This is a genomic window from Neorhizobium sp. IRS_2294, from assembly GCF_050500145.1.
Lineage (GTDB): Bacteria > Pseudomonadota > Alphaproteobacteria > Rhizobiales > Rhizobiaceae > Neorhizobium > Neorhizobium soli.
Window position 1 is genome coordinate 1978871 of sequence record NZ_CP191439.1, and the last position, 12950, is coordinate 1991820.

The window sequence follows — 12950 nt, forward strand, 5'->3', positions numbered from 1 at the left end:
CACGCTATGCATCGTAGAACTGTGGACAATGGTAGCCTTCGGGATCTGCTGGAGACCGCGCCAAAAGCACAAACTACCCCGTTGCCCTTTTGTACTCATTTTCCCACCATCCCCCTCTTCACTTTCCGCCATCCCGCCTCCATATTCGCGGCATGGCCAGATCTCCGAAAAAATCTCCCTCCTCCAAGCCCAGCGGTTTCGAGGAATCCCCGCAATCGTCGTTTGAAGGCGCGCCGCTGGAGGGGAATGTCTCGGATTGGGTAAGGCAGCTGGAAGCCGAGGCGGAAATGTCTGGCGTCGAGACCCAGCGCGAGATCGCCTCCAAGGCCGGCAAGCACCGCAAGAAGATCGAGATCGCCGCCCGCGAAGAGGCCATCAAGGCCGCCGCGAAAGACACGCCGAAAACCGCCAAGCACACGACCTCGTCGAAATCGTCCCGCGGCACGTCGATGGGCGGCTCGTCGGACCCGAAAACCCGCGCCGCCGCCGGTCTCAATCCGGTCGCGGGCATGGATGTCTCGCTGGAAGAGGCGGAACACCTCGCCACCGGCGCCGTCACCGCCACGGTGGAGGCCCTTTCGGCGCTGATCGAAAGCGGCAACCCGCTGTTCAAGGACGGCAAGATGTGGACGCCGCATCGTCCCCACCGGCCCGAGAAATCCGAAGGCGGCGTCACCATCCGCATGGCCTCGGACTATCAGCCCGCCGGCGACCAGCCGACCGCCATCAAGGACCTCGTCGAGGGCATCAACAACAACGAACGATCGCAGGTGCTGCTCGGCGTCACCGGCTCCGGCAAGACGTTCACGATGGCCAAGGTCATCGAGGCCACGCAGCGCCCGGCCGTCATCCTGGCGCCCAACAAGACGCTGGCGGCGCAGCTCTATTCCGAATTCAAGAACTTCTTCCCCGACAATGCGGTGGAATATTTCGTCTCCTACTACGACTATTACCAGCCGGAAGCCTATGTGCCGCGCTCCGATACGTTCATCGAGAAGGAATCCTCGATCAACGAACAGATCGACCGCATGCGCCACTCCGCCACCCGCTCGCTGCTGGAACGCGACGACTGCATCATCGTCGCCTCGGTCTCCTGCATCTATGGTATCGGCTCCGTCGAAACCTACACCGCCATGACCTTCCAGATGGCCGTGGGCGACAAGCTCGACCAGCGCCAGCTTCTGGCCGATCTCGTGGCCCAGCAATACAAGCGCCAGGACATCAATTTCATCCGCGGATCGTTCCGCGTGCGCGGCGATACGATCGAGATCTTCCCCGCCCACCTTGAAGATGCCGCCTGGCGCATCTCGATGTTCGGCGACGAGATCGACAGTATCACCGAATTCGACCCGCTGACCGGCCACAAGACCGGCGACCTGAAATCGGTCAAGATCTACGCCAACTCCCACTATGTGACGCCGCGCCCCACCCTCAACGGCGCCATCAAGTCGATCAAGGAAGAGCTGAAGCTCCGCCTCAACGAACTCGAAAAGGGCGGCCGCCTGCTCGAAGCGCAGCGTCTGGAACAGCGCACCCGCTACGATATCGAAATGCTCGAGGCGACCGGCTCCTGCGCCGGCATCGAGAACTATTCGCGCTATCTCACCGGCCGCACGCCTGGCGAGCCGCCACCGACGCTATTCGAATATATCCCAGACAACGCCCTGCTCTTCATCGATGAGAGCCACGTTTCCGTCAGCCAGATCGGCGGCATGTACCGGGGCGACTTCCGCCGGAAAGCGACGCTGGCCGAATACGGTTTCCGCCTGCCGTCGTGCATGGACAACCGGCCGCTGCGCTTTGAGGAATGGGATGCAATGCGCCCCCTCACCGTCGCCGTGTCGGCAACGCCCGGCAACTGGGAAATGGAACAGGCCGGCGGCGTGTTTGCCGAACAGGTAATCCGCCCGACCGGCCTCATCGACCCGCCGGTCGAAGTCCGTTCCGCCCGCAGCCAGGTCGACGACGTGCTCGGCGAGATCCGCGAGACCGCCGAAAAGGGCTACCGCACCCTGGTCACCGTGCTCACCAAGCGCATGGCCGAAGACCTCACCGAATACCTGCATGAACAGGGCGTGCGCGTCCGCTACATGCACTCGGACATCGACACGCTGGAACGCATCGAGATCATCCGCGACCTGCGCCTCGGCGCCTTCGACGTGCTGATCGGCATCAACCTCTTGCGCGAAGGTCTCGACATTCCCGAATGCGGGTTCGTCGCCATTCTCGATGCCGACAAGGAAGGTTTCCTGCGCTCGGAAACCTCGCTCGTCCAGACCATCGGCCGCGCCGCCCGTAACGTCGATGGCAAGGTCATCCTCTACGCCGACAAGATCACCGGCTCGATGCAGCGCGCCATGGACGAAACCGCCCGCCGCCGCGAAAAGCAGGTCGCCTACAACACCGAACACGGCATCACGCCGGAGTCGGTCAAGGCCCGCATTTCCGACATTCTCGACAGCGTCTATGAGCGCGACCACGTCCGCGCCGATATCTCCGGCGCCTCCGGCAAGGGTTTTGCAGACGGCGGCCACCTCGTCGGCAACAACCTGCAGAGCCATCTCAACGCGATGGAGAAATCCATGCGCGACGCCGCAGCCGACCTCGATTTCGAAAAGGCCGCCCGCCTGCGCGACGAGATCAAACGCCTCAAGGCCTCCGAACTCGCCACCATGGACGACCCGATCGCCCGCGAGGAATCCAAAGCCCAGGAGGGCGTGCGCCGCAGCGCCGAAGCCACCCGCACCTCGCTGGGCGGTGGCAAAGGCAAAGGCGCCAAGGCCGGGGACGAGGCATCACCCTCCTACTTCGCCAAACCCTCGCTCGACGACATGGGCCCGGGCACAGACACGGCCACCCCGCTGTTCCGCCGAAACTCCCTCGACGAGATGACCGTCGGCCGCACCGAAAAACCCGCCCCCGGCGCCCTGCCGGAACGCCCACCGGAAACGATCAGCACCAAGAAGCGCTTTTCGCCGCTGCTGGAAGGCCAGCCGGAACGGGGCGAAGGCAAGGACGACCCCCGCCCCATCGTGCGCGGAAAGGTCGGCGCCGGGAGTTACGAGGACGCGACCGACGCCAAGCAGCAAAAGCGTCGGACGAAGGGCAAGACGGGACGGCCGGGGCGATAGGGACACGTCAAAATGAAAATCTGCTCCGTGGCAAGCCAAAGCATTTGGTTAGTGAATCGGTTCTAATGCCGAGTTCAGCGCCGAATGCATAACATGAGCCAATAGGCTGTACCTGGCCTTAGGAATTCTTGGATAGATTCGACCGAATCAAACTATTGCTTAAAGTGAGGGTGGATAGTTCGATGAGGATATTAACCGAGATTACCAAGATCGTTGTCGGCGTTTTATCCGGCGCGGCCTTAGTGATATTTTTTAACATCAATTTCCATTTTGCGGAGGGAGCAACTACATCGCAACCCTTGGAGTTGACCTACGCTGATCTTGCGGCCATCAACCTCACTGTTGCTACCGTCGTTTTAGGGGGCGTCGCACTTATCGTTGCTGTCGCTGCGGTTTTTGGATTCCAGATCATCCGTACCGAATCCGTTTCCAACGCTGAGACTCGAGTGAGAGCAGATCTCCCTGATATGGTGGAGAGAGAACTAGGTAGAATGGAAAAAGACGGTCGTTTGAGCAATGCTCTGGAACGAGCGATTTACTCTGGCGGTTCGAACGAAGACGGTGACGATGGGTCGTCGCCGCGCGAATAAAAAGAGAGGCTAATCAACATGGCATCCTCGACAAGAGAATGGCTGAAAATCCCAAGGGCTGATCGCGATGTCTTGGAACGATACTTGGGGGAAGTTCCGGTGAAATTGGGTGCTATCGCCAAGGCTTTGGGGTTGGAGGTAAAAGTGTCCTCGTTGCCACTAAATGTGTCAGGGCAGATCTCGAAAATCGAAGGCGGTTACGAAATCAAAATCAATCGGCATGAGAGCCGACAACGTCAACGGTTTACGCTGGCGCACGAAATAGCTCACTTCCTTTTGCACCGTCACATCATTGACGACATGGGGGGCAAGCTGACTGACAACGTTCTATACCGTTCGGGAGCTTCCGAGCAAATCGAGTACGAGGCAAACAGGTTGGCATCGCAGATCGTCATGCCTGAGAAAGCATTACAAAACGCTTTCTCGCGTTATGGTGAGAATTTGAGTGAGACGACGGTCGAGCTTCTAGCAGAGCAATTCGGTGTGTCGAAGGCGGCAATGGAAATTCGGATGGCAGCTTAACAAGCGGAAGTGGCAAGCAATGGCTGTAAACATAACCAACCTAAACTACGTTCCTACTCTCGCTATTCGAGCGAGTGAGATGAACGGGCTAGAGCGGTTGCCTGCCGCTACCAAGGATAGGATTCAGCCAAACTTCTTGCTCGCACCATGGCCAAATGCCAACGAACTGGCGCGAGCGGTGGACCGTATAAATAAGGCCTTTCCCAATCGTCCCTTTTTTCTCGACATCGATCGGGATTACCGAATTACGAACGACGACGCCTTCGCGCAGCAACAATGGGTTGATTTACAGGATCCTGCGGGCAACTATGCAAACTGGATTGGATTTATCGAAACTATACCTATGGCAAGCCCATGTCTCCAGGTAGAACACCAGACACGGGCACAGATTGTCGAACAAATCGCCGCATTTCAGGAAATGGATCGAACGTTCGCATTCCGAATTGAGCTCGACAGGATTCCCGTGAACCTCAATGAGGCCATCGCGGCGATTAACGAGGTCGGTTCGGCCGACTACGCTATTATTGTCGAATCTGGTTGGCTTAGAGATACGCTGCCCATGCGTCTAACTGTTGGGAACCTGATCCGCACACAGCTAGCAGATATTGATGCTCAAGTGCCTATGGTGGTGTCCTATACAACCATTCCAAAGGGCTATGCAGACGTCGAGGGCGTTGATTTTGTGCCATTCGACAATCGACAGTTCTTGGCGGACCTCACCCAGCAGACGAACCGCCAAAGGATAACCTTTGGCGACTGGGGAAGCACGCGGCCGCGAACACACGAGAGAGCTGGCCCGCCTAAACCTCGCGTTGATCTCGCCGTCAGGAATGGATGGCTTTCAGCACGCAATAAAGAAGATGATTGGGGATTTGACGACGCGGCCTCAGCGATAATGGCTCGTGACGAATGGCGGGATCAGGTAAGTGGACTCGGGATTTGGGGTGAATTCATGATCCGTCAAACTGCAACCAGCCCAGCCTTAGGAATTAATTCTCCGCAGAAGAATATTGCCGCCAGAGTGAATATCCACTTACATATTCAAGCGTTCTTCAACGATGGTGATATTCGCGGAATTGATCTCGACGAAACTTGGGAAGATTAACCTCGACGAAACGGCTGGTTCTGCCACCAACCCAACCCTTACAAACCTACACGCCTCCGGCCGCCCATGCGCACCCTCATCGCCCTAACCCTGCTCCTCCTCTCCGCCTTTGCCGTCCAGGCCGAGACCTACAAAACCCCGGAGGCGCTGATCAAGGCGCTCTATGCCTATGATCTCGACAAGACGCCGGCGGATGCGCCCTCGCCTTACCAGCCGTTTTTCTCGCGCGGGCTGGCCAAGCTGTTTGTTGCCGATCGCGCCCGCACGTCCGATGACGAGATCGGCACGATCGATTTCGATCCGGTGATATCAGGGCAGGATGGAGAGGCGACGAATGTGCGGCTCGGGCCGCTCAAGGGAAGCGGCGACCGCGTCGAACTCGATGTGTTCTTCCGCAATTTTGGGCCGGTCACGCTGCATTACACGCTCGTGCGCGAAAACGGCGGCTGGAAGGTGGATGACATCGAAAACCGCAAGGGCGAGGTCAAATGGGGCCTGCGCGATCTGCTCGGCGGCCACTAGATCCGCGGGGCGTCGCGGCGCCGGCCTTCGCCGCCTGCCAAAGCGCCACCATCCCCATACACCATCACCACCCGCATTCACCCTCCATCAACCCCTTCCATGCGATACCTTCTTCACAACGAAGATGGAGCACAGCCACGATGATTGGCTTCAAGAACACCCACAATCAGCCCGTTTACGTCAATCAGGCTCAGGTCCTTTACGTCACCACCTATGAGGAAGACGTCTCGGTGATTGCGCTGGCGGTCACGGGTGCCGGTGGCAAACCGGTGACGATCCATGTTCGCGGCAGCGTCGATCTCGTGCAGTCGAAACTGGCCGGCACCGCGCCGCGCTGAGCGGCAGCTTTTCGCGCCGAGGGCGCAACGCCCGCCTTTCCGGTCCTTAGATGCGACTCGATAACAGCGCTTTTGTTTCCGCTGCGGCGGATTTTGGCGCACCGACTCACCAAATTACAATGACTTAACGCATGTTACATCCTCACGGTTTTTTTCCGTGCCTATAATGCTGCGTTCCGTCGCGGATACACCGGGAGGCGTCCCGGCGAGGCGGAACCGGCGCGGGTCATGGGGAAAGGACGCAAAACCCCATGCTCCGGGTCCGCGGAAAATGGTCTCCCTCCGGCGACACGGGGGAAACAGGCGGGTCACGGACCGACCGCCGGTTTCCGATGCCCGAAAGAGCGCGCCGGATGTGCCTGTGCGGCACACAAGGTGGCCCGCCGGGTGGTTTCGCCGGATTCCTGATCCGTCGAAAACACCGGGAAGCTGGCGGCGAACAACCGCCCGGCCGGGTCATTGCAGAGAGACCGGAGTCGCGGGCAAAAACCGCTGAACGGGGTGCCGAAAGGTGTCACCCACTACTTTCTATATCGAGGCAGCTTCCGGCGCCCCGTCCGAATTTTCCATCCCTCGATCGCCAAGGCACACGTCTGCCCTGCGCAGGCGGATCATCCGAAACCGGACAGGAGAAGCACCATGTCTGTCGAAATCACGGAAATCGAGACCCATCTGGCATGCTGCACGGCCGAGATACTGGCCTTTCCGCAGGCCTGCCTCCGGCGCGAATGCCGTCGCGCCAACCGATGCTTGCATGTCGATCTAGACACCCGCGCCCCTGCCTGTCTGATCAATTTCGGCCCCGACTACCCCGAAAGCTTTACCCTGATCTACCTCATCGCGCTTGCCGCCCGCGCGGATCTCGGCCGGCAGGGCATGATGTTCGCATCGCCTTCCGCCATCGAGCGTGAATTGCAGGATGCCTGTGTCGAGGTCGCCCGAAACGCGCTCCCGGACGAGGATGCCAGGCGATGGATGGCGGCCTACCGGGCCCGCGAAAAACTGCCCCCACCATCCCTGCCGTAACGCGGACCGCGGATAGAACCAGCCCCGCCGGGCCGAGATAGGCTGCAGGAAGCTGAGCTTCTTACAGCGCCCGCTCAATCGCCTTCGCCGCCTGCCAAAGCCCCTCCATCCGCTCCAGCGTTGCTGCCTCCAGCGTCTCGCCTGATTTCTGAAGTTCCGTCTCGATATGGTTGAAACGCCTTCGGAATTTCGCATTCGTGCCACGCAGCGCCGTCTCCGGATCGGCATCCACATGGCGGCCGATGTTGACGAGGGCAAAGATGAGGTCGCCGAGTTCGTCGGACACTTTTTCGGGCTGCCCAGCCGCCAGGGCCTCGCGCAGTTCGGCAACTTCCTCCTCGATCTTGTCGAGGATCGGGCCGGGTTCCGACCAGTCGAAGCCGACGCGGGCGGCCTGCTGCTGAAGCTTCACGGCCTCGCTCAGTGCCGGCTGGGCCCGGTGCACGCCGCCGAGAAAGCCGGATTTGGCAGTGTCGGTCGTGCCGCGCAGCGCCCGCCGCTCTGCCCGCTCGCGCTTCTCCTCGGCCTTGATCGCATCCCACTGAAGCTTCACGGCACCCGGCGTATCCGCATCGGAGCGCGCAAACACATGCGGATGCCGGCGGATCATTTTGGTGGTGACGGCCTCGACCACATCGCCGAAGGCAAACGCTCCGGCCTCCTCCGCCATCCGCGCATGGAACACGACCTGCAAAAGCAGGTCGCCCAGTTCCTCGCGCAGATCGTCCATGTCATGCCGCTCGACCGCATCGGCGACTTCGTAGGCCTCCTCGATCGTATAGGGAATGATCGTCTCGAAACTCTGTTCAAGGTCCCACGGGCAACCGGTCACCGGCGTGCGCAGCGCCGCCATGATCTCGATCAGGCGGGAAATATCCTTCGAAGCATGCATGCCGAAATCCTTGGCCTTCAATTGAGCGGTATCGTGTTGTCAGCCTTGCCGGCCTGATAGCTTTCCGACAGCAGCTGGTAACGCTGCCGGATCCGCTCCGCCCGGGCCTTCAGGTCCTGCCGGATGGCGTCGTCCTCCTCGGCCTCGATGATGTCGCTGATGAAGTAGGAGTTCCAGAACGCGTTGGACCGCCGGTAGCCGCCCGGCTCCAGCCCGAACACCTCCTTCAGGATCTTCAGGTCATGCGGAATGGCGAACGCGTCGCGGCTGTCCTCATGGCTGAAGAACGAGTAGAAATTGTCGAACCCGGCCCAGGTAATCGCCGACATGCACATCGTGCACGGTTCGTGAGTCGAGAGGAAAATCAGATCCTTGGCGGAAAGTCCGGAATCAATCTCGTAGAAGCGCTTCAGCGTATGCACCTCGCCATGCCACAGCGGATTTTCCAGCTCGTTATTGGTCTCGGCAATCACCAGCGACAGATCGGACTTGCGCAGGATCGCCGCCCCGAACACCTTGTTGCCGGCGGCAACGCCAGTTTGGGTCAGAGGCAGAATATCGTGCTCGATGACATCGAGAAGGCGGGAAGCAATGGTCATGGGGCACTCTTGATCTGGGTCGGCTGCGGGGGGGTGGCGAACTTGTGTCGGGTTACGGTCGCGTCATGCTCAGGACAATAAACGGAAGGTTGGCGGTGGCTTTTGCTCAAGAAGCGAGCGAACGGGAAACAGAAATACCGGGCGCCCCGGCCTTTTGCACATCCATTTCTTCAATTATGCCACCGCATTGTGGATATTCAGGTTCATATGATGCAGGATAATCGCATGTCTCAGAGCCTTCAACGCCTGTCGGTCTTCCCGGCGTTTTTTCGCGTGCGCGGAAAAAACGTTGCCGTGTTCGGCAACGGCGACGAGGCCTATGCCAAGGCGCGGCTGATCGCCAATACGGACGCGCTGATCATCGCCTATGCGAATGATCCGCAGGCCGATTACGCCGCATGGCTCACTGAGCACAAGATCGAGCCGATCCGCGAGACCTTTGCCGCCGCGCAGGTGGCAGGCGCGACGCTCGTGTTTGCCGCCACCGGCGATCAGGCTCTCGACCAGACCATCGTCATCGCTGCCCGGGAGCACGGAATTCCGTCCAACGGCGTGGACCAGCCCGATCACTGCGATTTCTTCACGCCCGCACTGGTCAACCGCGCCCCGCTCGCCATCGCCATCGGCACCGAGGGTGCTGGTCCGGTGCTTGCCCAGATAATCCGCGCCCGCATCGATCAGATGCTGTCGCCATCGCTCGGCAGACTTGCCTCGCTTGCGACCGATTACCGCGACGCCGTCGAACGCGCCGTCCCGCGCGGTGTCTCGCGTCGCATCTTCTGGCGCCGGTTCTTCTCCGGCGACGTTGCCGATGCCGTCGACGCCAACGATCATGTCGCGGCCCGCCGTGCCGCAGATGCTCTTCTCTCGGTCACCGGCAAGGCCGAGGGCAAGATCTGGCTGGTCGGCGCCGGTCCAGGCGCCGAGGATCTCCTGACATTGCGGGCCCAGCGCGTGCTCATGGAAGCGGATACGATCGTCTACGATGCGCTGGTTCCCCAAGTGATCGTCGATATCGGCCGCCGCGATGCGGAACGCCTTTCGGTCGGCAAGCGCAAGAATTGCCATTCCAAGAGCCAGGACGAAATCAACCGCCTGCTGGTCGATCTCGGTCGTCAGGGCAAGCGCGTCGTGCGGCTAAAAAGCGGCGATCCGCTGGTCTATGGCCGCGCCGGCGAAGAGATGGCTGCCTTGCGCGAAGCGGGCATCGCTTATGAGATCGTGCCCGGCATCACCTCGGCCTTTGCCGCTGCTGCCGATTTCGAGCTGCCGCTGACCCTTCGCGGTGTCGCCTCGTCGCTGATCTTCACCACCGGCCATGACCTTGCCGGCAAAGCGCTCCCGGATTGGGCAAGCCTTGCAATCTCCGGCGCCACCATTGCCGTCTATATGGGCCGCACGGTTGCAGCATCGGTTGCAGAACGGTTGATGCAGGCCGGCGTCTCGCCGCTCACCACCGTCGCCGTGATCGAGAATGCCAGCCGCACCGACCGAAAGCTGTTCCACGGGGTGCTGAAGGAACTGCCGGCGCTTGAGGCCCGCGACGATCTCGATGGCCCGGTCATGGTGATCATCGGCGAAGCCGTCGCTGGTGCGAATTTTGAGAAGTCCGAACCGCTTTCCGCCTTTGCAAGGACGGTTGAGCGGGCAAGCATTGGAGTGGAATAATGGCCGACAAGGTTCTGACTGCCAACCGCCTGTCCGATGGCATCGCCGTCTGGCTTGATGCCGCCGGCCGCTGGACGGAAAACCTGCAGGACGCGCTTGTGGCGCGCCACGCGGAAGCCGTTTCCTCTCTGGAAGCAATCGGCAAGCGTGACTTTGCCGAAAACAAGGTTGTCGACGTCAATGTCATCGATGTCGAGGAAACCGAAGGCAAGTTGTGGCCCACACGTCTTCGCGAACGCATTCGTGCACAGGGCCCGACAATGGATTATGCCACCGGTTACAGCCACGCCGATCCGGCATTCATCGCAGTCTGATACCGAGAGTTCAGGAACATCATGTATCGTTACGACGAATTCGACCACGCATTTGTTGAAGGCCGCGTGGAGCAGTTCCGCGATCAGGTGGAGCGCCGCCTCTCCGGCGCGCTTGCCGAGGATGCGTTCAAGCCGCTGCGCCTGATGAACGGCGTCTATCTCCAGCTGCATGCCTACATGCTGCGCGTCGCCATCCCCTACGGCACGCTGAATGCAAAGCAGATGCGGATGCTGGCCCATATCGCCCGCAAGTATGACCGCGGCTACGGCCATTTCACAACACGGCAGAACATCCAGTATAACTGGCCGAAACTGTCGGATACACCGGATATCCTGGCCGAACTCGCAACCGTCGAAATGCATGCGCTGCAGACATCGGGCAACTGCATTCGCAACGTCACGGCCGATCATTTCGCCGGCGCTGCAGCCGATGAAGTCGCCGATCCACGCCCTTACGCGGAAATCCTGCGCCAGTGGTCGTCGGTTCATCCCGAATTCTCGTTCCTGCCCCGTAAATTCAAGATCGCCGTGACCGGCGCTGAGCGCGACCGTGCCGCGATCCAGGTGCATGACATCGGCCTGCACCTGAAGAAGAACGACAAAGGCGAGATCGGCTTTGCCGTCTATGTCGGCGGCGGACAGGGCCGCACGCCGCTGATTGCCAAGAAGATCCGCGACTTTTTGCCCGAGGAAGATCTCCTCTCCTACACGACCGCGATCATGCGGGTGTACAATCTCAACGGTCGCCGCGACAACAAGTACAAGGCCCGCATCAAGATCCTCGTGCACGAAACCGGCGTCGAGGAACTGACCCGTCAGGTGGAGGAGGAATTCCAGCATCTGCAGGGCACCGAGCTGAAGCTGCCGGAACGGGATATCGAGGCGATCACCGCCTATTTCGCACCGCCCGCCTTGCCGAACCGCGCTGAGGGCTGGAAGGAACTCGCGAGCTGGAAGCGGCAGGACGAGAACTTTGCCCGCTGGGTGGATCAGAACGTCCAGCCGCACAAGCATCCGGACTACGGCATGGTCACCATCTCCCTGAAACCCATCGGCGGCATTCCGGGCGATGCGTCCGATGTGCAGATGGATGCGATGGCCGATCTGGCCGAAGAATTCGGCCATGACGAAATCCGCATCAGCCACGAGCAGAACGTCATCCTGCCGCATGTGGCGCTGGCCGATCTCGAGCCGCTTTATCGCGCCCTTGCAGCCCACAATCTGGCAACGGCAAATTCCAACCTGATCACGGACATGATCGTCTGTCCCGGCTTGGATTACTGTGCTCTGGCGAACGCCCGTTCGATCCCGGTCGCGCAGGAGATCTCCACACGCTTCGGCTCCCCGGAGCGGCAGGCGGAAATCGGCGAGCTGAAGATCAAGATCTCCGGCTGCATCAACGCCTGCGGCCACCACCATGTGGGCCATATCGGCCTTTTGGGCGTCGAAAAGAAGGGCACCGAGCTCTATCAGATCACGCTTGGCGGTTCTGCGGACGAGAACACGTCGATCGGCGAAATCATCGGTCGCGGCTTCGAGCCGTCGAAGGTGACGGACGCGATCGAAACCATCGTCAACACCTATCTCGGGCTTCGGCAGGGCCAGGAGGAAACCTTCCTCGCCGCCTATCGCCGCGTCGGACCACAGCCCTTCAAGGATGCGCTCTACGGTGACGCGAAGGCGGAGGCTGCGTGATGGCGAAGATCTGGAGAGAGACCGGTTTCGTCGCCAGCGACCCCTGGGTGATCGAGACGGAAGAGGTAAAGGCCGAGGGCGAGCAGAAGCCGCTGCTTCCGCTTGCCGAATTCGTCGAGAAGGCGGAAGCCAGCAACGATGTGGGTCTCGGTGTGCTGATCAAGCCCGCCGACGACGTCCGGAAGCTTGAGCCCTATCTCTACCGCATCGAGCTGGTAGCGGTGGAGTTTCCAGCCTTCAGCGACGGCCGCGCCTTCAGCCACGCTTCGCTGTTGCGCGATCGGCTCGCCTATAAGAACGAGTTGCGCGCCGTAGGCGACGTGCTGATCGACCAGGTCCCGCTGATGCTGCGCTGTGGCATCGACAGTTTCGCGGTCACCAACGCGACTGCGCTGCAGCGTCTGGAGGAAGGCCGCCTGCCCGGCATTGACGTCCACTACCAGCCAACGGCGCGTCCTGCGGAGCCAGGCGAAGGCTATAGCTGGCGCCGCCGCTCGGTGCCGGCTTGAAAAGCTGACCTCAGAAGACATATTTTCTAAGCGATCGGC

General features: G+C 60.5%; 13 protein-coding genes. 11 read left to right on the plus strand and 2 right to left on the minus strand.

What is annotated here, in order from left to right:
• The first annotated feature begins 152 nt into the window (after positions 1 to 152).
• The 7 genes from uvrB to ACQY1K_RS09620 all read left to right on the plus strand — a co-directional run bounded on the left by uvrB (position 153) and on the right by ACQY1K_RS09620 (position 7234).
• A complete protein-coding gene (gene uvrB / locus ACQY1K_RS09590; protein WP_430257194.1) occupies positions 153 to 3131 on the plus strand; it encodes an excinuclease ABC subunit UvrB in 2979 nt (992 codons plus the stop codon).
• A 182-nt stretch (positions 3132 to 3313) separates the two neighbouring features.
• Complete coding sequence (locus ACQY1K_RS09595) at positions 3314 to 3721, plus strand: hypothetical protein (RefSeq protein WP_430257195.1); 408 nt, start codon at positions 3314 to 3316, stop codon at positions 3719 to 3721.
• 18 nt (positions 3722 to 3739) lie between these two features.
• Positions 3740 to 4243 carry an ImmA/IrrE family metallo-endopeptidase gene (locus tag ACQY1K_RS09600; protein WP_430257196.1) on the plus strand — a complete coding sequence of 168 codons (504 nt, stop codon included), beginning with the start codon at positions 3740 to 3742 and terminating at the stop codon, positions 4241 to 4243.
• Between the two features lie 19 nt (positions 4244 to 4262).
• Complete coding sequence (locus ACQY1K_RS09605; RefSeq protein WP_430257197.1) at positions 4263 to 5348, plus strand: beta family protein; 1086 nt, start codon at positions 4263 to 4265, stop codon at positions 5346 to 5348.
• A 66-nt stretch (positions 5349 to 5414) separates the two neighbouring features.
• On the plus strand, positions 5415 to 5870 hold the full coding sequence (locus ACQY1K_RS09610) for a DUF3828 domain-containing protein (RefSeq protein ID WP_430257198.1): 456 nt from the start codon (positions 5415 to 5417) through the stop codon (positions 5868 to 5870).
• A gap of 140 nt (positions 5871 to 6010) precedes the next feature.
• Positions 6011 to 6208, plus strand: coding sequence for a hypothetical protein (locus ACQY1K_RS09615; protein ID WP_062456430.1), 198 nt, complete (start codon positions 6011 to 6013; stop codon positions 6206 to 6208).
• A 639-nt stretch (positions 6209 to 6847) separates the two neighbouring features.
• The gene (locus ACQY1K_RS09620; protein ID WP_430257199.1) at positions 6848 to 7234 is read left to right on the plus strand and encodes a hypothetical protein; all 387 of its coding nucleotides are present in this window, start codon (positions 6848 to 6850) and stop codon (positions 7232 to 7234) included.
• A 61-nt stretch (positions 7235 to 7295) separates the two neighbouring features.
• Here the strand turns inward: ACQY1K_RS09620 and mazG are convergent, their stop codons facing one another.
• The gene (gene mazG / locus ACQY1K_RS09625) at positions 7296 to 8126 is read right to left on the minus strand and encodes a nucleoside triphosphate pyrophosphohydrolase (RefSeq protein ID WP_430257200.1); all 831 of its coding nucleotides are present in this window, start codon (positions 8124 to 8126) and stop codon (positions 7296 to 7298) included.
• Positions 8127 to 8143: 17 nt separating this feature from the next.
• Positions 8144 to 8725 (minus strand): nucleoside deaminase, encoded by a 582-nt coding sequence (locus tag ACQY1K_RS09630; RefSeq protein ID WP_430257202.1) that lies wholly within the window; start codon positions 8723 to 8725, stop codon positions 8144 to 8146.
• A 225-nt stretch (positions 8726 to 8950) separates the two neighbouring features.
• On the opposite strand from ACQY1K_RS09630, the gene cysG reads away from it, so the two are divergent.
• The 4 genes from cysG to ACQY1K_RS09650 are packed head-to-tail and all read left to right on the plus strand — an operon-like array spanning position 8951 to position 12911.
• Positions 8951 to 10393 (plus strand): siroheme synthase CysG, encoded by a 1443-nt coding sequence (cysG, locus tag ACQY1K_RS09635; protein WP_430257203.1) that lies wholly within the window; start codon positions 8951 to 8953, stop codon positions 10391 to 10393.
• Positions 10393 to 10707, plus strand: coding sequence for a DUF2849 domain-containing protein (locus tag ACQY1K_RS09640; protein ID WP_430257205.1), 315 nt, complete (start codon positions 10393 to 10395; stop codon positions 10705 to 10707). Before cysG ends, ACQY1K_RS09640 begins: the two co-directional genes overlap by 1 nt.
• A 21-nt stretch (positions 10708 to 10728) precedes the next feature.
• Complete coding sequence (locus ACQY1K_RS09645; RefSeq protein ID WP_430257207.1) at positions 10729 to 12402, plus strand: nitrite/sulfite reductase; 1674 nt, start codon at positions 10729 to 10731, stop codon at positions 12400 to 12402.
• Complete coding sequence (locus ACQY1K_RS09650) at positions 12402 to 12911, plus strand: DUF934 domain-containing protein (RefSeq protein ID WP_430257208.1); 510 nt, start codon at positions 12402 to 12404, stop codon at positions 12909 to 12911. Before ACQY1K_RS09645 ends, ACQY1K_RS09650 begins: the two co-directional genes overlap by 1 nt.
• The last annotated feature ends 39 nt before the right edge of the window (positions 12912 to 12950 follow it).

Coding starts and splice junctions, on each gene's coding strand:
- ACQY1K_RS09640 (WP_430257205.1), top strand. CDS start 10,393: ATGGCCGACAAGGTTCTGACTGCCAACCGCCTGTCCGATGGCATCGCC.
- mazG (WP_430257200.1), bottom strand. CDS start 8,126: ATGCATGCTTCGAAGGATATTTCCCGCCTGATCGAGATCATGGCGGCG.
- ACQY1K_RS09610 (WP_430257198.1), top strand. CDS start 5,415: ATGCGCACCCTCATCGCCCTAACCCTGCTCCTCCTCTCCGCCTTTGCC.
- cysG (WP_430257203.1), top strand. CDS start 8,951: ATGTCTCAGAGCCTTCAACGCCTGTCGGTCTTCCCGGCGTTTTTTCGC.
- ACQY1K_RS09600 (WP_430257196.1), top strand. CDS start 3,740: ATGGCATCCTCGACAAGAGAATGGCTGAAAATCCCAAGGGCTGATCGC.
- ACQY1K_RS09650 (WP_430257208.1), top strand. CDS start 12,402: ATGGCGAAGATCTGGAGAGAGACCGGTTTCGTCGCCAGCGACCCCTGG.
- ACQY1K_RS09605 (WP_430257197.1), top strand. CDS start 4,263: ATGGCTGTAAACATAACCAACCTAAACTACGTTCCTACTCTCGCTATT.
- ACQY1K_RS09615 (WP_062456430.1), top strand. CDS start 6,011: ATGATTGGCTTCAAGAACACCCACAATCAGCCCGTTTACGTCAATCAG.
- ACQY1K_RS09630 (WP_430257202.1), bottom strand. CDS start 8,725: ATGACCATTGCTTCCCGCCTTCTCGATGTCATCGAGCACGATATTCTG.
- ACQY1K_RS09645 (WP_430257207.1), top strand. CDS start 10,729: ATGTATCGTTACGACGAATTCGACCACGCATTTGTTGAAGGCCGCGTG.
- ACQY1K_RS09620 (WP_430257199.1), top strand. CDS start 6,848: ATGTCTGTCGAAATCACGGAAATCGAGACCCATCTGGCATGCTGCACG.
- ACQY1K_RS09595 (WP_430257195.1), top strand. CDS start 3,314: ATGAGGATATTAACCGAGATTACCAAGATCGTTGTCGGCGTTTTATCC.
- uvrB (WP_430257194.1), top strand. CDS start 153: ATGGCCAGATCTCCGAAAAAATCTCCCTCCTCCAAGCCCAGCGGTTTC.